Annotated in this window: 19 protein-coding genes; 10 read left to right on the top strand and 9 right to left on the bottom strand. The window is 64.3% G+C overall.

Annotated elements, in window-relative coordinates; translation table 11 throughout:
- Positions 1–592 precede the first annotated feature (592 nt).
- From AC1DJT_RS01000 to AC1DJT_RS00985, 4 genes are all read left to right on the top strand, one after another.
- On the top strand, positions 593–1,369 hold the full coding sequence (locus tag AC1DJT_RS01000; RefSeq protein WP_441507534.1) for a hypothetical protein: 777 nt from the start codon (positions 593–595) through the stop codon (positions 1,367–1,369).
- A gap of 149 nt (positions 1,370–1,518) precedes the next feature.
- Positions 1,519–3,501, top strand: a complete 1,983-nt coding sequence (locus AC1DJT_RS00995) for a hypothetical protein (RefSeq protein ID WP_476833352.1) — start codon at positions 1,519–1,521, stop codon at positions 3,499–3,501.
- Between the two features lie 26 nt (positions 3,502–3,527).
- Complete coding sequence (locus tag AC1DJT_RS00990; RefSeq protein ID WP_476833351.1) at positions 3,528–5,597, top strand: type I secretion system permease/ATPase; 2,070 nt, start codon at positions 3,528–3,530, stop codon at positions 5,595–5,597.
- Between the two features lie 68 nt (positions 5,598–5,665).
- Positions 5,666–7,006, top strand: coding sequence for an HlyD family type I secretion periplasmic adaptor subunit (locus tag AC1DJT_RS00985; protein ID WP_441507531.1), 1,341 nt, complete (start codon positions 5,666–5,668; stop codon positions 7,004–7,006).
- A gap of 49 nt (positions 7,007–7,055) precedes the next feature.
- Here the strand turns inward: AC1DJT_RS00985 and cueR are convergent, their stop codons facing one another.
- Entirely contained in the window at positions 7,056–7,502 is a 447-nt protein-coding gene (cueR, locus tag AC1DJT_RS00980) for a Cu(I)-responsive transcriptional regulator (RefSeq protein WP_476769331.1), read from the bottom strand.
- A gap of 22 nt (positions 7,503–7,524) precedes the next feature.
- Positions 7,525–10,056, bottom strand: coding sequence for a heavy metal translocating P-type ATPase (locus AC1DJT_RS00975; protein WP_476769330.1), 2,532 nt, complete (start codon positions 10,054–10,056; stop codon positions 7,525–7,527).
- A 195-nt stretch (positions 10,057–10,251) separates the two neighbouring features.
- Between AC1DJT_RS00975 and AC1DJT_RS00970 the strand changes: the two genes are divergently transcribed.
- Positions 10,252–10,524 carry a heavy-metal-associated domain-containing protein gene (locus AC1DJT_RS00970; RefSeq protein ID WP_441507530.1) on the top strand — a complete coding sequence of 91 codons (273 nt, stop codon included), beginning with the start codon at positions 10,252–10,254 and terminating at the stop codon, positions 10,522–10,524.
- Positions 10,525–10,543: 19 nt separating this feature from the next.
- On the opposite strand, the gene AC1DJT_RS00965 is transcribed toward AC1DJT_RS00970, so the two are convergent.
- Positions 10,544–11,329, bottom strand: a complete 786-nt coding sequence (locus AC1DJT_RS00965) for an IclR family transcriptional regulator (protein WP_441507529.1) — start codon at positions 11,327–11,329, stop codon at positions 10,544–10,546.
- 153 nt (positions 11,330–11,482) lie between these two features.
- On the opposite strand from AC1DJT_RS00965, the gene AC1DJT_RS00960 reads away from it, so the two are divergent.
- The 5 genes from AC1DJT_RS00960 to AC1DJT_RS00940 all read left to right on the top strand — a co-directional run bounded on the left by AC1DJT_RS00960 (position 11,483) and on the right by AC1DJT_RS00940 (position 15,487).
- The gene (locus AC1DJT_RS00960; protein WP_441490320.1) at positions 11,483–12,145 is read left to right on the top strand and encodes an amino acid ABC transporter permease; all 663 of its coding nucleotides are present in this window, start codon (positions 11,483–11,485) and stop codon (positions 12,143–12,145) included.
- On the top strand, positions 12,142–12,792 hold the full coding sequence (locus AC1DJT_RS00955; RefSeq protein WP_069877846.1) for an amino acid ABC transporter permease: 651 nt from the start codon (positions 12,142–12,144) through the stop codon (positions 12,790–12,792). Before AC1DJT_RS00960 ends, AC1DJT_RS00955 begins: the two co-directional genes overlap by 4 nt.
- The gene (locus AC1DJT_RS00950; RefSeq protein WP_113519325.1) at positions 12,779–13,510 is read left to right on the top strand and encodes an amino acid ABC transporter ATP-binding protein; all 732 of its coding nucleotides are present in this window, start codon (positions 12,779–12,781) and stop codon (positions 13,508–13,510) included. The genes AC1DJT_RS00955 and AC1DJT_RS00950 overlap by 14 nt, the downstream gene beginning before the upstream one ends.
- Positions 13,511–13,553: 43 nt before the next feature.
- Positions 13,554–14,336, top strand: a complete 783-nt coding sequence (locus tag AC1DJT_RS00945) for a transporter substrate-binding domain-containing protein (protein WP_476833350.1) — start codon at positions 13,554–13,556, stop codon at positions 14,334–14,336.
- A gap of 110 nt (positions 14,337–14,446) precedes the next feature.
- Complete coding sequence (locus AC1DJT_RS00940) at positions 14,447–15,487, top strand: succinylglutamate desuccinylase/aspartoacylase family protein (RefSeq protein WP_476769327.1); 1,041 nt, start codon at positions 14,447–14,449, stop codon at positions 15,485–15,487.
- 9 nt (positions 15,488–15,496) lie between these two features.
- Here the strand turns inward: AC1DJT_RS00940 and AC1DJT_RS00935 are convergent, their stop codons facing one another.
- The 6 genes from AC1DJT_RS00935 to AC1DJT_RS00910 all read right to left on the bottom strand — a co-directional run bounded on the left by AC1DJT_RS00935 (position 15,497) and on the right by AC1DJT_RS00910 (position 21,795).
- Entirely contained in the window at positions 15,497–15,961 is a 465-nt protein-coding gene (locus tag AC1DJT_RS00935) for an NUDIX hydrolase (RefSeq protein WP_441507526.1), read from the bottom strand.
- Positions 15,962–16,345 carry a nuclear transport factor 2 family protein gene (locus AC1DJT_RS00930; RefSeq protein ID WP_441507525.1) on the bottom strand — a complete coding sequence of 128 codons (384 nt, stop codon included), beginning with the start codon at positions 16,343–16,345 and terminating at the stop codon, positions 15,962–15,964.
- Positions 16,346–16,426: 81 nt separating this feature from the next.
- Positions 16,427–17,575, bottom strand: coding sequence for an acetylornithine deacetylase (gene argE / locus AC1DJT_RS00925; RefSeq protein ID WP_441507524.1), 1,149 nt, complete (start codon positions 17,573–17,575; stop codon positions 16,427–16,429).
- Positions 17,576–17,799: 224 nt separating this feature from the next.
- Entirely contained in the window at positions 17,800–19,383 is a 1,584-nt protein-coding gene (locus AC1DJT_RS00920; RefSeq protein WP_441507523.1) for an ABC transporter substrate-binding protein, read from the bottom strand.
- Positions 19,380–20,912 carry a serine hydrolase domain-containing protein gene (locus AC1DJT_RS00915; RefSeq protein ID WP_441507522.1) on the bottom strand — a complete coding sequence of 511 codons (1,533 nt, stop codon included), beginning with the start codon at positions 20,910–20,912 and terminating at the stop codon, positions 19,380–19,382. Before AC1DJT_RS00915 ends, AC1DJT_RS00920 begins: the two co-directional genes overlap by 4 nt.
- A 130-nt stretch (positions 20,913–21,042) precedes the next feature.
- Entirely contained in the window at positions 21,043–21,795 is a 753-nt protein-coding gene (locus AC1DJT_RS00910; RefSeq protein WP_441507521.1) for an amino acid ABC transporter ATP-binding protein, read from the bottom strand.
- Positions 21,796–21,797 lie beyond the last annotated feature (2 nt).

Below are 21,797 nucleotides of genomic sequence, written 5' to 3'. Positions count from 1 at the left end.
CCTCCAACCCGAAAACATGGTCCCAGATGGGTAATTGAAAGTCAATAAAGTCTGAAAATGGGTAATAATTCGATACATTGACGCCGCAAGGGCATAGTTGGATGTTTGCTGATCGGGAATAATGCACACAACCCCCAAATTGTCACATTATTTCTGAGACATTTATCAATTTAGGCAACAAAAAGAAATTGTTCGCCAATAATGAATATTACATTCAATAATTTTAAATAATATTCAGAATTTATACCTATCTGCTAGTATATGACTCATAAAATTATATGTCTCAGATTTCATTTCGCACACTCTGGCCCAATATCGAACCAGACTAATAGTTCAGAAAAATTATTACTTATATCAACTAATTAATATCGGGAGACGCAAACAATGACTTAGTCAATTAAGGGGTTTCTGCTGTCGCCAGTACGAAATCTTGAAGAACGTTCCTTGCGTAGATAGGCGGGACATTCATTCGACATAAATTATCAATATTCCGCACTAATGGCATCCAACGCAAGTGGATCGGCGCAGCGCAGAAGGGACGCGGCGATCAACGAGCGGAAGGGTGCCTTTCCTTTTTTGACGGGAAAGCACCATGCCGAACAACAACGATTATCACCCGCAGGATCCAAGCCAGGATCAGGCGCAGGCTGAGATTCAAGCCCAATTGCAGGGACAAGGTCAGGGGCAAGGACAAGGCCAGGGGCAGGGACAAGGCCAGGCGCAGTACTCCGCGCAGGCCGTCGACACCTCCGTCTGGAATGACAACGGCAACCTGAATCTCAACGGCAACGGCAATCTGAACGCCAATGGCAACCTGAACGGCAACCTCAACTACAACGAGAACATCAACCACGTTCAGACCGCCGTCGACACCACTGTCAATGTAAAGGTCGACCTCGACCTCAGTGGCGCCCTCGTGCCACCCGTCGATAACCGGGTGATGGATATCGACTCGATTCACGACATCCACGACTCGATCGTGATGCCGTCCGTCGTCACCCAGACGACGGATGACGGCAACAACTTCAATATCGCGCAGGTCAACAACCTCACCGACAATGACAGCCTGTCCAATCCGTCGGTGAACTTCAACTCTGGTGGGCTCGACCCGTCCTGCTATGGTCCAGGCCATATCCCGGAAGCGGTTGGCGATTTCTCCATGACCGCCACGGCCACGGGTGGCTCAGCATCGTCGAGCTTCGGCGACATCCATGGCGGAAGTGACGGCTACTCGGGCATCGGCGCGGCTGCTGCCAACGTGGCCCTGACCCAGGAGGCCTTCACACAGCACATCGCCATGGGCGCAAATGTCCAGTTCAACTCCGTCGATCACCTGACCGTCGCAGGTCACGACATCGGCACACTTTGAGCGTCCCAACGCTCGGAAGGCAAGCTATGCTCGGACGCGCGGGGTCGCCTCCCCGCGCGCTCCCTGCTCGGGGCCGGTGAGCCCCTGAGCCCACGCAATGCCTGGTGCCCTCGCGACCGGCCTTGCCAGGCAATAGTGCAGAGTGTGCCATGAACATTGGCGGCTTTACCGAAACGATATGGCATTTTGCCGGCTATCTTCGCGTCTTCATTGATGAAATGCGGGCGCGCGAAACCTATGACGGCGAAGCGTCCCGGGTCGTGTCGGACGAGGGGGGCGATCGCTTCTACGATCGCGTTGCGCCCATCACACCGGATGAAACGGCTTCGCAACCCGTGTTCTTTCGGGCGCCGAACGTCTCCGACGACAGTCCCGCCCTCCACAGCCTGACGCCCACACCCTTCACTCCGCCGGCCAGAATCCTCCCATCGAGTCATCCGCCTCCACATCGCCTCGATGCGCCCGACAGCGTCGATAACGACTATGGCTATATGGTCACCAGCCACAAGATCGTCACTGTGGGGTATCAGAACGGCGGCACCGAGACATTGCTCTCGATCCACCAGGTCAATCAGGCGGACGACCGGGATCTGCTGACATCCGACGCGATCCGTTATCCTGACGGCACTCTCGTCGTGCCCCCCGAACTTCATCTCGACGGCGTCCTGAGCGACATGCTGCACCAGGCGCAGAGCGCTGTGCCCGGCGAGGTCGCGGCGCTTCAGGGCGGCACGACCCAGAGCGTGATAGCGGCTATCGAAAGTCGCGATATGCGCTGGGCCGAAACGGGGAGCCCCTATTCCGACGGCAGCCCTGTCTCACATGCCATGGAAGGCAGAATTGTCGACGGCGCGCTCAACGCGAGCGATCCACCGGTGCCGAGCCTTGCCGAGGTCGCGCCTTGGCGCCTGGCCGACGCGGCCGACAGCATCACCAAATCCATTACAGCCGCCGAACCCACAGGCGGGGTCGCCGTCGTCTCGGAGACCGGGCTGAACATGCTGGCAAATGCTGCGGTCATCGTCGACGCCAACGAAGCAACCGGCTCGATGATCGTGGGCGGCAATTATTTCTTCAGCCGCGGCATCGCGCAGGTAAATGTCCTCGTGGACAACGACCATGTCGACGTCGCCGTCGATGGCACGCTGGCCCCCTTGGTTCAGAGCCATGGCAACGAAGTCCACAACATCGCGGAATTCGCTACGCATACGATGACGATCGCGCCAAACGGCGCCGCAGCGACCCCCTTCTGGTCGGTCGATGTCATGCCGGGAAGCTTCTATGATGTGAAATCCGTCATTCAGTTCAATGGACTGAACGATAGCGACAGGATCGTTCAGGCGGAGAACGGAACCTATTTCGACGTGAAGAGCGGCGAGAACGCCCAGCTCAATCTCGCTCAGATCACCGGCCTGGACAGCTACGACATCATCATCATTGGCGGCAACTATCACCGTGCCGACTGGATCTACCAGTACAACATCGTTCTGGACTCAGACAGCGCCAAGCTGTTTGYAACAGGCCACGGCAGCGATATTACCGTTGTCACCACAGGCTTCAACAACCTTACCAATCTCGCAGATATCACGACCTATGACAGCGTCGCATTCAAGCCGATGCAGCAGGCGCATTACGATCTTCTCGGCGCGCTTGATCAGAACTCTACAATTCTGACGCCCGACGCCAACTGGCAACTCAACGGTAACAGGTTCGGAACGCTGCACGTCCTCTACGTGCCCGGCGACTATTACGACGTGAACGTCATCACCCAGATCAGTGTTCTGAACGACGCCGACCAGGTCGTCCAGGCCAATGCTCAGCCCGGGACGACCCAGGGCGTCGCCGCCGGCGGGAACACGGTGCTCAATGAGGCGCACATCATAGATCCGGGCACGCTTTCGACCTCGAAATACCTGGGTGGCGACGCCTACGAGGAGAGCGTGCTGATCCAGACCAACATGATCACCGACACCGACAAGGTCACCATCCACGACACCCAGACATTGGTGCCCGAACTCGTCGCCTTCGCGCATGACGTGGATTCGCACTCCGTATCGGACTCCTCCGTATCGCGCCCGGTCATACCCGACCCGTCCCAGCACGATCACCTCACCTCCAACATCATGTCTTGAGGCCAGCACGCATCCGAGGGCTCTCCATGACCGACGAAGCCGTTCCAGCCGCACCATCGAACCGTCCAGATGCCACCAGGTTGCCCGGAGCCACGCCGCTCGGGACGACCGTTGGCAGGCCCCCGCCCCCGCTCACGCTGGTCGCCAATTCAAACGACCGCATGGCCGGCGAGGCCCGTCAGGCCTCACCAGGGCAAGCCCCGCTGCGCGCCGAGGCGAAGCATGGCGCTCCTCCCGCCGACAGCGTCCCCAATCTGCGACCGGTCGGAGGCGCCGGCAGCCCGCAAGGCACGACGACATCGAACGGTCCTGGGGGCGGCAAGGGCGGAACAGGTGGTGGCGGAGGGGGCGGTGGCAGCGGCGGCCGATCACCGCTCGAACAACGCCTCGGGGATCGCGATTTCCAGCAGGTCCTCGGCAAAGGGCTCGCGGAGGCGCGCCACAACCTGGTGATCGTCGCGATCTTTTCGATCGTCGTGAACACGCTGGTGCTGGCTGTCCCGATCTATCTGTTCCAGATGTCGGACAGGGTGCTGACCAGCCGCAGCCTCGACACGCTGATGATGCTCTCGATCATCGTGATGGTCGCGATCCTGGCCCATGTCCTGCTCGACATGATGCGCCGCTTCATCCTGATGCGGGTTGCCGTGGATGTCGAAAGCCGGCTCGGCGGCCCCGTTCTCAGCGCGGCAGCCAAGGCGGCCCAGAGCGGTTCGAATCGGGAGTTCCAGATACTCGCCGATCTTCAGCAGATCCGGAGCTTCCTGACCGGGCCGGTCATCCTGACGATGCTCGATGCACCGACCGCACCGATCTACCTGCTGGCAGTCTATCTGATTCATCCGCATCTCGGCTACATCGTCACGGTCGCCGCCATCGTCCTGTTCGTGGTCGCCTATTTCAACCAGAAGCTGACGGCCGTCCCCTTCGCAAGGTCGAGCGCGTTTGCGACGCGCGCCAATCTTCAATCGGAAGCGATGTCGCGCAACTCGCAGGTCATCAACGCCATGGGCATGATCCCGGAGGGCGTGCTGATCTGGGGCCGCGAGACCGCGGAATCCCTGAAGGCGCAGGTCAGCGCCCAGGACCGCAACATCATGATGACCGGGTTGTCGAAGTTCTTCCGGCTCGGCACGCAGATCGCCATGCTGGGCTGGGGTGCCTGGCTGTCCCTGGAAGGATCCCTCACCGGCGGCATGGTCATCGCGTCATCAGTGGTCGCGGGCCGCGCGCTGGCCCCGCTTGAAGGCACGATCGAAGGCTGGCGCAGCTTTATCCACGCGCGTGCCGCCTATTCCCGGGTTCAGGCCCTGTTGCAGGCCTCGCCGCTCAATCTCGATCGGCTGAAGCTGCCGAACCCCAAGGGCCGCCTCGATGTCGAGCGCATCCTCTATGTGCCGCCACCGAACAAGAAGGTCATCCTGAACGGCATCAGCTTCAGCCTCGAACCCGGCGACTCGCTTGCCATCGTCGGCGCCTCGGGCAGCGGCAAGTCGACGCTCGCGCGCATGCTGGTCGGCTCGATCACGCCAACGGCCGGCACGGTGCGGCTCGACCGGATGGAGCAGCGCAACTGGGACCCGCGGCAGTTCGGCGAGAATGTCGGCTATCTCCCCCAGGATACGCAACTCTTCCCAGCCTCGATCAAGGCCAATATCGCCAGGATGCGGGACGACGCGAGCGACGAGGATGTGTACGAGGCTGCCGAGATCGCCGACATCCACGAAATGGTCGCGCAGTTCGTACATGGCTACGAGACGCAGATCGGCATCGATGGCAGCCCGCTCTCCGGCGGCCAGAAGCAGCGGCTCGGGCTCGCCCGTGCCTTCTTCGGCAATCCGAGACTGGTCGTTCTCGACGAGCCCAACTCCAATCTCGACACGATCGGCGAGGCCGCGCTGGCGCGAGCCTTCGAGCGTGCCAAGGCGCGAGGCATGACGGTCGTGGCGGTGACACAGCGACCGGCCCTGCTGCGCAGCGTCGACAAGATCATGATGATCAAGGATGGCGCGGTCCAGGCGATCGGCGCACGCGACGAGATCCTGCCCCTGATCGTCGGGCAGCGGAGCATCGACAACACGCCAAGGCCGAACTGAGATTCTGTGCCGCCACGCCCCTGCCGGGGCGGGCAGTCGGGCGTTTTGCAAGGGTGGAGAGACGCACGATGACCGCAATGATCGCAGCCCAGCCCTGGTATGGCGACGTCCCGCGCAACACCCGCTGGGCGAAACTCAGCGGCATCGGCATCATGCTGATGACGGTAATGGGCTTCGGCGTCTGGGGCAATACCGCACCGATCTCAGGCGCCGTGATCGCGCCGGGGGTCTTCGTGACCACGGGACAGAACAAGACGATCCAGCATCTCGAAGGCGGCGTGATCCGCGAGATCATGGTGCGAGAGGGCGACGTCGTCCTGCCCGGCCAGTTGCTCGTGCAGCTCGACGACACCTCTTCCCGGGCGGAACTCCGCCGGCACCTGCTCAAGCAGATGCGGCTGGAGGCGGTCGAAGCGCGGCTGAACACCGAGGCGGCCGGTCGGTCCCAACTGGTATTCCCCCCCCACCTGATCGCAAGCAGCACCGACCGCGACGTCGCCGCGATGCTCCAGGCGCAGACGGCCACTTTCATTGCCCGCCAGAACAACATCTCCAATGACATTTCGGCTCAGCAAAAGGGCATCGACGGGCTGGAGGAAAGAATCGCAGGCAGCAAGGCCCAACTTGCCGCCGTCGCCCAGCAGAGCGAACTCCTCAAGGAAGAGCTCGCTGGCAAACAGGCCCTGCTGGACCGTGGCTATATCCGCAAGCCCGACGTCCTCGCGCTTCAACGCAACGCCGCCAATCTACGCGGCGAGGCCGGCCGGATCACCGGGGACATCGGCGACGCGCGGGAGCGCATCGCTCGCGCAGTCGAGCAGATCGATGGTGTCAGAAAGAACGCGATCAAGGCCGCATCGGAGCAGTTGCAGGACGTCAGTGCMGATCTGAACGATGTCCGTGAACGCATACACACGGTAAAGGGGGTTCTCGACCGCGCCAGGATCGTCACTCCGGTCAAGGGAACCGTGGTCAAGCTGCGCTACCACTCAGCCGGCGGTGTCATCGAGGCGGGCAAGAGCATCATGGAGATCGTCTCGCTGCAGGAAGAGCTCGTCATAGAGACGCATGTCCGTCCTCAGGATATCGACAAGATCAAGCACAGTCAGGTCGCGACCATCCGCCTCAGCGCCCTCAATCAGCGCACGACGCCGATGATCAAGGGCAAGGTGATCTATATTTCGGCCGACGCCCTGCCGGATGAAAGGCAGCGCGGCTACCCCAATACGTCCGATCTCTATGTCGTACGGGTCCGCCTCGACAGCAACAGCGCCGCCGCGATCCACGATTTCCAGCCGACGGCCGGCATGCCGGCAGAGGTCTATATCCAGACGAAGGAACGCACGTTCTTCGAATATCTGATGCAGCCGCTGAAGGACAGCATGGCGCGCGCTTTCCGGGAAACCTAAGCCGTCGATGTGGGGCGGGCGCCTTGCGGGGCGCCCGCCCTGTCCGGCTTCAGGCGTGATGCCGTACCCTGCCGCGAGAGCCTGCCGGAACCGCGGCTTGCCGGACGGGAGCATCGGCGAGGTCCTCGAGAATCGGGCAATCGGGGCGACCGTCGCCGTGGCAATGATGCGCCAAATGGCCGAGCGTCTTCACCATCGCCTGAAGCTCGCCGATCCGCGCCTCGAGCTCGCCGATGTGGCGCAGGGCAAACGCCTTCACATCGGCACTGGCCCGGCTCTTGTCGCGCCAGAGCGCCAGGAGTTCACGCGTTTCCTCGATCGAGAAACCGAGATTCCGGGCGCGCTTGACGAAGCGCAACGTGTGGACGTCGTCACTGGCATAGACACGATAACCCGCCTCGGTGCGCACCGGAGCCTCGATCAGCCCGATGCTCTCGTAGTAGCGGATCATCTTTGCGCTGACGCCCGAGGCTGTTGCCGCTTGTCCGATGTTCATCTCTCATGCTCCTCCTACAGTCTCACCCCGCCAACGCGAGCCTGGCGGCGCGCTGGTCCTGCAACGGGGCCGGCGTGCGAGCGCGGAAGCGCTTCAGGCGCAGCGCATTGGTCAGGACGCTGACGCTCGACAGCGCCATGGCCAGTCCGGCGAACATCGGCGACATCAGGATGCCGAAGCTCGGATAGAGCGCGCCAGCAGCCACCGGGATCAGCAGGGCGTTGTAACCGAAGGCCCAGATCAGGTTCTGGCGGATATTGGCGATCGTCGCCTGTGACAGCGCGATGGCATTGGCGACACCATTCAGATCGCCCAACATCAGCACGACATCGGCACTCTCGATGGCGATGTCGGTGCCGGTGCCGATGGCGATGCCGACATCGGCCTTGGCCAGGGCGGGCGCGTCGTTGATGCCATCCCCGACGAAGGCGACCTTAGCGCCACCGGCCTGGAGCCCGGCCACCACCTCGGCCTTGCCGGTCGGCAGAACCTCGGCCACGACCTCGTCGATGCCAAGCCTCGCGGCAATCGCCTCAGCCGTACGCCGGTTGTCGCCGGTAATCATCACGACGCGCAGGCCGAGCCGATGCAGCGATGCGATAGCCTCGGGGGTCGTGGCCTTGACCGGATCGGCAACCGCGATGATCGCAGCGAGCCTGCCGTCGATCGCCGCATAGAGCGGCGTCTTGCCGGCATCGCCCAGGCGGCCTGCCGCCTCCGTGAAGGGCGAGAGGTCGAGCCCGAGACGCCCCATCAGCCGGTCGGCACCGATCTCGATCGTCCGGCCTTCGACGACGGCCTTGACGCCGAAGCCGGGTTCACCCGCGAACTCCGACACCTCTGCGAGGGCGAGGCCGCGCTGGCGGGCAGCGACAACGATCGCTTCCGCAATCGGATGCTCCGAGCGAGCCTCGACCGAGGCGACCAGCCGCAGCACCAGGGCCTCCTCGAAGCCCTCGGCGGTGACGAGATCGGTCAGCTCCGGCTTGCCCTTGGTCAGGGTTCCGGTCTTGTCGAGCGCCACGATCTTCGCATCCTTCAGACCCTGGAGCGCATCGCCCTGGCGGAACAGGATGCCGAGCTCGGCGCCCTTGCCGGTGCCGACCATGATCGAAGTCGGAGTCGCCAATCCCATCGCGCAGGGGCAGGCGATGATCAGCACGGCGACCGCGTTGACGAGAGCATAGGAGAAGGCGGGGCTGGGGCCGAAGGCGGACCAGGCCGCGAAGGTCACAAGCGCGAGCGCCATCACGGCTGGGACGAACCACATCGTCACCTTGTCGACCATGGCCTGGATCGGCAGCTTCGAGCCCTGCGCCGCCTCGACGGTGCGGACGATCTGCGAAAGCAGCGTATCGGCACCGACCTTGGTGGCGGTGAAACGGAAGGCGCCCGTGCCGTTGATCGTGCCACCGGTCACAGCCGCCCCCGCTTCCTTGCGGGCGGGCACCGGCTCACCGGTGATCATCGCCTCGTCGACATAGGACACGCCGTCGAGAACCTCACCATCGACCGGGATGCGCTCCCCCGGACGCACAATGACGACATCGCCCGGAACAACGCTCTCGATCCCGACATCGGCCTCGACGCCGTCGCGCAGGACACGCGCCGACTTCGCCTGCAGCGACATCAGTCGCCGGATCGCTTCGCTGGTCCGGCCCTTGGCTCTGGCCTCGAACCAGCGTCCGGTCAGGACGAGCGTGACGATGACCGCACCGGCCTCGAAATAGGTGTAGTCCGTGCCGTCAGGCGGGAACTCCGGCGCGAAGGTCGCCACCGTCGAGTACAGATAGGCCGCGCTGGTACCGAGCATGACCAGCGAATTCATGTCCGGCGCGCCACGCAGCAAGGCCGGCCACCCCTTCTTCAGGAAGCGCAGGCCCGGCCCGAACTGGACGAATGTCGCGAGCAGGAAGGACACGAGCTTGATGTTGAACTCGCCGACACGCCCGGCGAGAAAATGGTGCAGCGGCTCGTACATATGCGAGCCCATCTCGAAGACGAGCAGCGGGATTGTCGCGACTGCGGCGATGATGACCGCGCGCTTCAAACCCGCCTGCTCCGCCTCGCGCGCCTGCTGCTCGCGATCCGAGGCTCCGGCATCGATGCTCGCCGCTTCGGCGGAATAGCCCGCCCCTGCAACGGCCGCGACGAGCTGCTGCATCTGGCCCGCACCGCCGAGAGTCCGCACGGTGGCACGCTCGGTCGTGAGATTCACGGTCGCGTCGAGCACGCCCGGCACCGCCTTGAGCGCCCGCTCGACCCGGCCGACGCACGACGCGCAGGTCATGCCGGAGATCTTCAGCTCGACGGTGCGCTCGGTGGGCTCGTAGCCGGCGCCGCGGATCGCGTCCGCGATCGCGCCGGCATCGCTACCGCCGGAAGACAGGGTCACACGCGCTCGTTCGGCCGCGAGGTTGACCGCGACTGAGCCGACGCCGTCGACGGCCTTCACGGCGCGTTCGACGCGCCCGACACAGGAAGCACAAGTCATCCCGCCGATCTCGATCTCAAATTCTCTAACGGGGCTTCCCGCTGTCCGTGCCATCGCCATGGCTTGATCTCCGCATGTTGATGGCGAGGGGTATGATCCTTCCCATGATGGGAAGGTCAAGGCCAATTTTCAACACTCCGCGAGAGGGCCGGATCCTCCCCATGATGTGCGCCGGCATCCCGCAGAGGGCGCTTGACCTTCCCATCATGGGAAGCTTTAGGCTCCCTTCATACCCCTCAGAAAGGATGCAGAACGATGTGCGGATGCCAGAGTCATAGCGAGAAGACGACACCTGGGACTCAGGCACAGCCTCAGGGCGCGGGAACACTCAGCTTCCGCGTCGAGGACATGACCTGCGGGCATTGCGCCGGTACGATCATCAAGGCGATCGAAATTGGCCTTCCCGGAACCCGCGTCCAGGCCGACCCGGCCTCGAAACTGGTCAGCGTCCTGGGCACCAGTGACCGCGCCGCCATCGCGGCGATCGTCACGGCGGCCGGCTACACGCCGCAGCCCGTCACCGCCTGATCCAACATCCTGCGCCTGGTCAGCTATAGGCCAGGCGCAGCCCCGCCTCGTGGCAGCAGGCCTTCAGGCTGGTGAGGATCGCCTTCTCATTGGTCTGCACGCCATGGCGCTGCAGGCATGGCACCAGGATCGCCGCCTGCGCATAGCCCGCCGGTCCGATGACCGGGCAGGCGATATCGGTAACCGCCAGAATGTCGCGGCTTGGTGCGATCTGGTGTCCCTGCTCCCTGATCATCGCGAAGATGGCTGCAACGCCGGAGCTCTCTAGCCGCGTCCGCGCCTCATTATCGGCATCCTTCATCAGGGTCAGACGCCGTGCCCGTGTCTGGAACGCCAGGATGAGCAATCCGGAATTGGCCTCCAGCGCCGGCCTGCCATAGCCCGGCCGCACGGTAACCGTCGCGTCGAGATGTCCGGAGGTCGTCGCGAGCACCACGGTCTGCGCACGGCTCAGCACGACGAGATGAGCCGCCTGCCCGCTCTCCTCGCTGAAGCGCTCCATCAGAGGCAGTACGACCGAGGTCAACTGCCGCCCGCTGGGCGTCCTGATGCCGAGATCGAACAATCGTCGCGACAGTGCGAGCCTGTCCGTTCCCGCCTCCCGCACCAGATATCCGCGCTGCTGCAGCACGAAGACCATGCGGAAGATCTCGCTCTTCGAACGCTCCAGTCGCTCGGCAATGGTGCGGGTCGATAGCGGCTCGCCGACATCCGCCAGCAGCTCGAGAATATCCAACCCCTTCTCCAGAGCCGGAGCGGAATAGGAGGCCTTCTCGCCGTCATCTGTTTCCGGAAGGTCAGGCATGCTGCCTCGTTTCATATGTGAAGCTTGACATCAAATAAGAAGCCAACCTAGCCTCTTGTAAAGGGGAGGCTCAATGACACCATCGCTGATCACTCTGTCGGTTTGTTGTGGGCGTGCCGTCACGCCGCCTGCGGCCGTGGCGGTCTGAGCGCGATGAAATACGGCCTGCAGTTTCGGGATGTGTTTGCGGCGTGGGAGTCGATCCTCGACGGCGTCTGGATCACGCTGCTGCTCTCGGCCTGCGCGATGCTCGGCGGCCTCGTCATCGGCGTCGCCTGTGCTGCGGCGCGGGTCTATGGACCGGGCTGGCTGAAGCGGATCGTCGGTGGCTATGTCGAGGTGATCCGCAACACGCCACTGCTGGTCCAGCTCTTCCTGATCTTCTTCGGCCTGCCCAGCTTCGGCCTCCGGCTCGACGGCCTGACGGCGGCGATCATCGCGCTCGTCATCAATCTCGGCGCCTATACCACCGAGATCGTCCGGGCCGGGCTGGAAGCGGTGCCGAAGGCGCAGACCGAGGCCGGCCACTCGCTCGGCCTCTCCGGCCTGCAGGTCTTCCGCTACATCGTGATGTTCCCGGCGCTGAAATCGATGTTTCCCGCGCTCGCCAGCCAATTTGTGCTGCTGATGCTGGCGACGAGCGTGGTCTCGCAGATTTCGGTCGAGGACCTGTTCCACGCGGCCTCGATCGTGCAGTCGCGCACCTTCCGCGACTTCGAAGTCTACACCGTGATCGGCGTGCTCTATCTCGGCCTCGCGCTGGCCTTCCGCGGCCTCTTTGCCGGCATCTATTACTGGGCGTTCGTCAGGCGATGATCCGTTCCTTCGGCCTGATCGATGTGATGTACCTGGTCGCGGCGGCGCGCTGGACCGTGGCCTTGACCGTCACCGCCTTCACCGGAGCCGCCCTGCTCGGCCTGGTCATCGCCGTCGTCCGCATCCTGCCCTTCGCGCCGCTGCGCTGGCTGGCGGCCGGCTACACCCATATCGTCCAGGGCACGCCGCTGCTGGTCTGGCTGTTCCTGATCTTCTTCGGCCTGCCGCTGATCGGCATCTCGGTCAATCCGTGGTTCGCAGCCGCCGTCGCCTTCTCGGTCTATGGCAGCGCCTTCCTCGGCGAAATCTGGCGCGGCGCGCTGATCTCGATCGCCAAGACGCAATGGGAGGCCGGCGCCTCGCTCGGCCTGTCGCTCTGGGAGCAGTTGCGCCACATCATCGTGCCGCAGTCGATCCGCGTCGCAATCCCGCCCACCGTCGGCTTCCTCGTCCAGCTCATCAAGAACACCTCGCTCGCCGCGACGATCGGGCTCGTCGAATTGACCCGCGAGGGCCAGCTCACTGCCGCCGGCACCTACAAGCCTTTCGCCGTCTACATCACCGTCGCCTGCATCTACTTCCTGATGTGCTTCCCCCTCACGCAATGGAGCCGCTCGCTCGAGCGGAAGCTCGATGTCGCTCGTTGAAATCAAGGGGATCAGCAAGAGCTATGGCGCGGTCCAGGTTCTGAAGAACGTCTCGCTGGACGTCGCGAAGGGGGAGATCATCGCCGTGATCGGGCGCTCGGGCTCCGGCAAGAGCACCATGCTGCGCTGCATCAACGGCCTCGAGCCGATCCAGGGCGGTTCGATCCTCGTCGACGGCGTGCAGGTGAACGATCCCAGGACCAACCTGCGCAAGCTCCGGCAGGAGGTCGGCATCGTCTTCCAGAGCTTCAACCTGTTCCCGCATCTCTCGGTCTGCGACAACATCACACTCGCGCCGCGGGTGGTGAAGAAGCAGGCGCCAGACGCAGCCCGCGAGATCGCCCGCGACGTGCTGCGCCGCGTCGGGCTGGAGGACAAGCTCGACGCCTTCCCGTCCCAGCTTTCCGGCGGCCAGCAGCAGCGCGTCGCCATCGCCCGTTCGCTCGCGATGCAGCCCAAGCTGATGCTGTTCGACGAGGTCACCTCGGCGCTCGATCCCGAACTCACCGGCGAGGTGCTGAAGGTGCTCGAATCGGTGGCGCAGGACGGAATGACGATGATCCTCGTCACGCATGAGATGGGCTTTGCCCGCCGCTTCGGCTCGCGCGTGGTCTTCATGCACGAGGGCCGCATTCACGAAGAAGGCCAGGCCGCGGCGGTGCTCGCCGAGCCGAAGACGCCCGAACTACAGACCTTCCTCAGCGCGGTCCTGCACTGAGGAGGCCGATCGACACCAGTTGCACAACGAGGGGAGACGAAACATGCGTTCGCTATTTGCAGGTTTGGCTGCACTGACTGTTGCCGTCTTTGGCGGAGCCGAAGCCCGGGCCGACAAGCTCCAGGACATCCTGTCCAAGGGCGTGGTACGCATCGGCGTGCCGCTCGACGCCCCGCCCTTCGGCGCTCAGGACGAGAACCGCAAGCCGATCGGCTTCGACATCGAGATGGCCGAGATGGTCGCCAAGGGCCTCGGCGTGAAGCTCGAGATGCAGCAGATCACCGGCGCCAACCGGATTCCGTTCCTGCTCACCGACAAGGTCGATATCGTGATCTCGGTGATGGGGCTGACGCCGGAGCGCGCCAAGCAGATCCAGTTCACCGCGCCCTATGCCAATACCTTCCTGGCCGTCTATGGTGCCAAGGCCTCGCCGGTCAGCAGCCCCGAGACCATCGGCTCCGCCCGCGTCGTCGCCGCCAAGGGCACGACGCAGGAGCTCGCGATCTCGGCAACCGCCCCCAAGGCGAGCCTGATGCGCACCGAGGACGACGCCACGGCCGCGGCAGCCTATATCACCGGCCAGGCCGACCTGCTCGCCACCAACAGCATCGTCGCGCAGGCGTTGGCGAAGCAGAACCCGAACAAGGAATTCGAGCGCAAGTTCGTCATCCGCCGCAGCCCGGCCCATATGGGTGTGCAGATGGATCAGCATAATCTCGTGCGCTGGCTCGACGGCTTCATCTTCTTCAATGCGATGAACGGCGAGCTCGACCGGCTGCATCGCAAGTATTTGGACATGCCGATGGACCCGCTGCCGACGCTCTGAGCGACGCCAGACATCAGCCGGGCGCGGGCCGCGCCCGGCATTTTCCCTTCAGACTGCGCCACCGGGCCGGATTGCCGCCCCAAGAGCCTCGGCGCGCCCGCGAGCCAGCCATGACCAGCGTCAAGCAGAAACCCACGCCCCGTCCGTCCAGCGCCTTCCTGACAGTCGATCCCGCGCGCGACGGCAAGCAAGTCGGCTTCGTCATGATTCCGCATTCGCCGCATGACGACGCCTGGGGCGCGACGCGGATCCCGATCGCGATCATCAAGAACGGCTCCGGCCCGACGGCGATCCTCGAAGGCGGCAACCATGGCGATGAATACGAGGGGCCGATCACGATCTGCGACCTGATCCGCGATCTCGATCCCGGCCGCGTGCAAGGCCGGCTGATCCTGATGCCGGCGAACAATTCGCACGCCGTCATCGCCGGCCAGCGGACGTCGCCGGTCGATGGCCTGAATTTCAACCGGACCTTCCCAGGCGACCCGCGCGGCACCATCACCCAGCAGATCGCCGCCTTTGTCAGCGACCATATCCTGCCGCTCGGCGACGCCTTCCTCGACCTGCATTCAGGCGGCTCCTCGCTCGACATCATCCCGAGCGCGATCGTCGAGCCGACCGACGATCCGGCGCTGCACGCGCGCAATGTCGCCGCAGTGCAGGCGTTCGACGCGCCGATGACGGTGGTGATCAGCAATCTCGGCGAGCCGCGCACCGCAACAGCAACGGCCTGCCGCAACGGGCTCGTCACCGTCGGCACCGAGATGGCGGGCGGCGGCACGGTTTCGCTGGAGGCGCTCAAGGTCTGCCGGCGCGGCGTTGCCAATGTGCTCGACCATCTCGGCATCGTCGCGCGCGACACCCCGGAGCCGAAGCGCGGCGAAGGCCAGATCCTCGAGCTGCCCGGCACCTCGGCCTATGTCTATGCCACCGTCGACGGCGTCTTCGAACCCTTCCACGCCAATGGCGCCAAGGTCAGGGCCGGCCAGCCGGCCGGCCGCATCCATTGCACCTGGGACCCGACCCGCCCGCCCGAGACGCTGCACTATGCCGCCGACGGCATCCTCTACGGCCGCCGCCAGCCCGGCCGCGTCCGGCCCGGCAATTGCTGCCTGATCGTGGCTGCGCCCTATCGCGGCGTGCTGTCGTAGCGGGGCGCGTCAGCTCTCCCGCCAAAACTCGCAATAGCGAGTGCCGGACTGCCAATGGGCGATGGCCTCGCGAACATAGGCAATCGTGTTCTCCGGCAAGCCATCGATGGGGAACCAGGCCAGTTCGGCGCATTTCTCAGGCTCGGCATTGCGAAGCTCGCCCTGCCACCTGCGCGCCTCGAAGAAGAAATCCAGCCGCTCCTCGTCCTGCGATCGGTGGAGCACAGTTGCGAAGGTCAGGCTGGCCGGATCGATCTCGACGCCCGCCTCCTCCTTCGCTTCGCGCGCGGCCGCTGCTCGCAGCGGCTCGCTGCCGTCATGATGCCCGGAGACGAGACCGTAATTGCCGTCCTCGTAACCCGTGTTCGCGCGCCGCAGCAGCAGGAGTTCGCTCCCCCGCCCAAAGATCACATAGACTGACACGACCAGCTTGAACCGCTCCGGCTTGCCGGTGCTCTCTGCCCTGATGGACATCTAACGCACAGGCTCGACGACCTGCCAGGCCGATCCGGTATCGTAGAAGAAGCGCTCCTCGACGATGCGGTCGCCGCGCCAGCGCTGGATCGCGAGTTCTTCCAGCCGCCGCGTCACACCCTGCTTGTCGGTGGCATCGAAGATCCAGTGAATCACGACCCGGTCACCATCGACCAGCACGGCCCGGGCGGGATGTGTGTGCATCCGGTTGAGCCGGACGAGTGCCCTGGCCTCATGCGCCATCAATTCGTCGCGTCCGCGGCGCGGCTCGGCGCCGTTCTCCTGCATCGAAGCATCCTCGCAGTAGAAGTCGCGGATGGCGCCGACATGATCGCCACTCACGACGGCTGCGACAAAAGCCTCGACACGCTGGCGATCAGGCATGGTCAGTCTCCTCCGGATGATCCGTGCCGACATTCATGCACGGCCTCAGGCGATYAACCAGAACTGCGCTGACAGCCTGAGTCAGGAGGACAAACGATCGCCAATCCGCGCAATCATGGCCATCGCGCCGGCCAGTTCCGCATCGGTGATATACTCCTCGGGCTTATGCGCCCTGTTCACGTCACCCGGCCCGCAGACGATTGCAGGGATGCCCGCGGCCTGAAAGAGCCCGGCCTCGGTCCCGAAGCTGACGGCCTGCTGGCGCGGCTTCCCGCAGACGTCCTCGGTCAACCCGACCAACGGATCCTCATCGGGCAGATCGAGCGGCGGATAGTCGCTCATCGTCTCGAAGCCGAAGACKACATTGTGCCCATCCGCGACAGCAGCCGCATGGATCCGCTCCGCCTCGCGCGGCAGGAAGGCAAGCAGTCCGGCCGGCTCCTGTCCAGCGATGGCGCGAGCCTCGACCTCGAAGACGCATTGCGCCGGAACGATGTTGATGCCGGTTCCCCCCCGCACCGTGCCGACCTGGATCGTGGAATAGGGCGGGGCAAAGCTGTCGGCGAAGGGGCCCTCCACCGCATGCCGGCGCGCCTCGGCATGCACGGCAGCCATCAACTCCGCAGCGTAGTGAATGGCATTGTCGCCGAGATCGGTCCGCGACGAGTGCCCGGCCTTGCCCTCGACCGTGACGCGTTGAGCGATCTTGCCCTTGTGACGCAAGACGGGATGGAGATCGGTCGGCTCGCCGACGATGCAACCAGCCGGCCTGGGGCAAAGCTCCGGCAGCCGCGCGATCAGGTGACGAACGCCGACGCAGCCGACCTCCTCGTCATAGGAGAGCGCGATGTGGACCGGCCGCACCAGCCGGCGCGAGGTGAGATCCGGCACGCTCGCCAGCACGCTGGCCACAAACCCCTTCATGTCGACAGCGCCGCGCCCGATCAGGCGGTCGCCATTGCGGCGCAAGGCGAAGGGCTGTCCGACCCAGCCCTCGGGGGCAGCAGGCACGACGTCGAGATGGGCCGAGAGAATGATCCCGCCCGGCTCACGCGGTCCGATGGTGGCGAAGAGATTGGCGCGATCCCCTTCCGGCCCCGGGACGATGACGCTCTCGACACCATGGCTCGCGAGGTATCGGCGGACATGCTCGATGATCGCCGCGTTCGGCGTCCGGCAAACAGAGGGAAAGGCCACAAGATCGGCCAGAACCGTTTCGACAGTCGTCATGACAAGCCACGTGATTGAAGCGGCCGTCGATCGGACCGCACAGGAGGGATAAGCGCAAATCTAGCAGAGGGGCAGCTCGCAATCCGTGCCCGTCTGGCACCCGGAGGCGCCCCATCCTGCCGGGATTGGCCCTGCCGCCGGCAGAATGTTCCGATCTTGTGGTCCAGGGCGAGAGAAGCCTCGCCCCGGACCGCGCATCGACCGCAGCCGTCAGTGCTGGCTGCTTACTTCTTCTCGATGTTCCAGAACAGCATAACCGGTGCGGCGAGCACGCCTGAAATAGTGCTGCGGCGGGCGTAGGGCTGGTCGAACTGACCGAGCACACGGTACGGCTGCACTTCCGTGAGTCGGCGATGCAACGCTTCGATCGCGAGCTTGCCGCTTGCCTCGTCCGGAGCATCGACGACAGCGCCACGCAGCCGTTCGGCCTCGGCATCGCAGGGCCAGCCCGCCCACGCCTTCTCGCAGCCCATATTGGTGCCGATATTGGTCATCGGCGACTGCATGGTCGCGCCCGACGCATAGGTGACGAACAGGTTCCAGCCGCCCTGATCCACGGTGCCGCGATTCTGCTGGCGGGTGGTGACGGTGCCCCAATCGGCAAACTGGACATCGACATTGAAGCCGACCTCCTTGAGCGACTGCGCCGCGACCTCGGCCATGCGACCGATCGGGGCGATGTCGTTCGAAGTGCTCAGCACCAGCTTCTCGCCCTTGTAGCCGCTCTCGGCGAGCAGCTTCTTCGCGGTTGCAAGATCGGGCTTGGCATAGGCTTCGGAGCCGATTTCGGTTCCGTTTGGCCCACCACAGACGAAATAGGCATTGCAGCGCTTCCACCACTCCTCGTCCCCGAACCCGGCGGCGAGGAAATCGGCCTGGTCCGTGGCATAGGCCAGGGCGAGCCTGGCCTTGGGATTGTTGAACGGCGGATAGAGGTGGTTCGGCCGCAGCATCACCTGGTTGGCGAGGTTCGAGTAGCGTTCGACCTTGACGTCGCGGGTCTTGGCGATGGTCGAGATCAGGTCCTGGCTCGGCTGCTCCCAGATATCGATCTCGCCGGTCTGGATCGCAGCGGCCGCCGTCGCGGCGTCCGGCATGATGATCCATTCGACGCGGTCGAGCTTGACGACGCGGCCTCCCGCCAGACCGTCGGCCGGTTCCGAGCGCGGCACATAATCGGGGTTGCGATCGTAGACGACGCGCGCGCCGCTGCGCCATTCCGCCCGGTTGAAGCGGAAAGGGCCGCTGCCGATCGCTTCTGTGACCGGCTTCATCGGATCGCTCTTGGCATCGCTCTCGCGCATGATCACAGGGATCTGGCCGACCGCCGAGCCGAGTGCGAAAGGCACGAGTGCCATCGGCCGCTTCAGCTTTAGCGTGAAGGTCCGGTCGTCGACCGTCTCCAACCCTTCCGTATACTCGCCGAGCTTGCCGCCGATCGTGTCGCGCGCCATCCAGCGCTTAAGCGAAGCGATGACGTCGCGGGTCGTGACCGGCTGGCCGTCATGGAACTTGAGGCCGGGCCGCAGCGTGAAACTCCAGGACAGCTTGTCGGGAGCAGTCGAGAAGCTCTCGACCATTTGCGGGTGCGGCTGCAGCTTTGAATCCCAGGCGAACAGCGTCTCGTAGATCATCAGCCCATGCATGCGGGTGATGACGATCGAAGCGGCAACGGGATCGAGCGTCTTGAGATCCGCATGCGGCGCGACACGCAAGGTGCGGCTCGGAGCCGGCTGGGCCTGTGCCTCGAGACCGAGCGTCAGCGACGCGGCGCAAAGCAACAATCCGGCAAGGCGGGAACGGATCATCGGGTACCTCCAACGTCGTCGACACGATCGAATAGCAGGACACGCGCCCGATGGCTGTCGACGCGCAGGGAGCCGTCCGGCTGCAGCCACAAGCAAGGCCGGTGCCGCCAGGGACCATGAACAAGATCGGCGAGCGCGCGGCCTCCCGGCAAGGGGGTCAGCCGGGTGGTCATGCCGACCGGCTCGGCCCAGGGCCATTGGGCCGTGCCGTCCGCTTCAACCGTGATCTCGACGCCGAAGCTGCGCTCGCGCCAGCGGCCGACAAGGCGCGGGTCGAGCGGCGTGGCGGCCGGAACGCGCAGAAGACGACGCTCGACACCGCCGATCCGCGCCCGAATCTCGTCTTCGCCGAGCGTGCGGAGCTCGATGTCGAGATAGGAAGGCAGGCTTCTCAACCTGCCGTTCTCGCCGACGACGAGACGCTCATGCCCGCCCATGACGCCGATCGAGTCTCCAGCGAGCTCGGCCCAGAAGGACCCTTCCTCTCCGACATAGAGGCCGGTCGGCCCAGCCTTCGGTGCCTCGGGCAGCGCTTCGCCCAGAAGTGCCGCAAGCACACGCAACGCCGGCCAGAGCGCCTCCTCCTCACGATTGCTCAGCACGACGACGCCGACACCATGCTCGGGCGCCATCAGGAAGTGGTTGCGGTAGCCCGTGAGTGATCCGCCATGGCCGATCACCGTGGTACCGAGAAGCGGAGTGCTGACCAGGCCGAGGCGGTAGCCGCTCTCGCGACCATCCGCGAACTGGCGCGGCGCGGTGAGTTTCTCGAACAGGCCGGCGAGCGGCCCGCGCCCGGCCATCAGATCGGACGCCCAGATCGCCAGCGCCGATGCGCTGCCGACAAGCCCGCCTGAGGCAGAGAACTGGAAGCCGTAGCGTCCACGCCGCCAGTTGACGCCATCATGCCAGTAGCCAGTTGCGAGATCCGGCACGATCTCGCTCTCATCCTCCGGGAAGACGAAGGGCAGGGCGAGAGGCCCGAACAGGCGCAGCCGCAGGGCTTCGCGATAGGTGATGCTGCGCTGGGCCGGCAGCACCGACTGCGCCAGGCGCCAGCCGGTATTGGAATAGGCCATCTCCTGGCCGGGCACGGCATTGATGCCCGGCAGGCGCTGAGCGAAACCGTGAATCTCAGGCGCGCTGAGGCTCGTGGTGTAGGGCACGCCGAGCTGCCACAGGGTCTCCATCATGTCCGGCAGGGCGCCGGTCATGTCAAGTGCGCGGCCGAGAGGCACGGCGGCTATGGCGGCAGGCAAACCATCCAGCAGGCTGCCGAGTGGTGCGTCGAGCGATATGCCTTCCAGCAGCAGCGTCGCCGCCATGAAATGCTTGCTGATCGAGGCCAGACGATTGGGCGTATCCGCCGTGAAGGGCGTCTGTTGTTCCAGATTGGCGAAACCGCCGGCACAGGCCTCAAGCCGTCGCTCCGCATCGAAGATGACGACCGCACCACCTGGCCCTGCCTGATCGGCCCAGCTCTTCGTGATAGCGGCTGCTTCCGCCTCGGCCCGTGTCCAGTCCAGCATGATTTCTCCCTCGCTTCCTCGCTAGTGTTAGAGAGGCATCCGCAGACGACATAGGCCCTGCCACTGCATGGCAGGCACGCGGAAACCGTCGGATCGAGACGCGGGGAAGAGCCGGACTGACGACGGCTTGCTACAATACCTTGTCCAGAAACCCCTTCGTGCGCTCTTCGCGTGGATTGCCGAACACATCCGCCGGCGAACCATGTTCCACGATCAGGCCGCCATCGGTGAAATAGATATGATCGGCCACCTCACGCGCGAAGCCCATTTCATGGGTGACGAGGATGCATGTCATCCCTTCTGCGGCGAGGTCCTGGATCGTCACCAGCACCTCCTTCTTGGTTTCGGGATCGAGCGCGGCGGTGACCTCGTCGAACAGCATCACCTTCGGGTTCATCGCCAGCGACCGCGCAATCGCGACCCGCTGCTGCTGACCGCCCGAAAGCTCGCCGGGATAGGTCGCGAGCTTCTGCGAAAGGCCGACCTTGGCGAGAAGCTTGCGCGCCCGCTCCTCGACTTCGACCTTGTCCTGCTTCAGCACATGGATCGGCGCCATCATCACGTTCTGAAGCGCGGTCTTGTGAGGAAAGAGGTTGTATTGCTGGAAGACAATGCCGACGTCGCGACGCAGCGCCAGCTTGTCGAGCTTCGCATCGTTCACCTCGCGACCGGCGAGCCTGATCGAGCCCTTGCTGATCGGCACCAGCCCATTGATACAGCGCAGCAGCGTCGACTTGCCTGAACCGGACGGGCCGATGATGCAGACGGTCTCGCCACGCCGGACAGTCAGGCTGACATCCCTGAGGACGGAAAAGCTGCCGAAGGATTTCTCGACCCCCTCGACTACGACGACGGGCTCGCCCAGTTGATGACGGCTCGCCATGG

It is taken from the genome of Allobosea sp. 05T422_2 (genome assembly GCF_056396265.1).
Note: the sequence above shows the minus strand (reverse complement) of the source record. Positions and strands in the feature narration are given on the sequence as shown.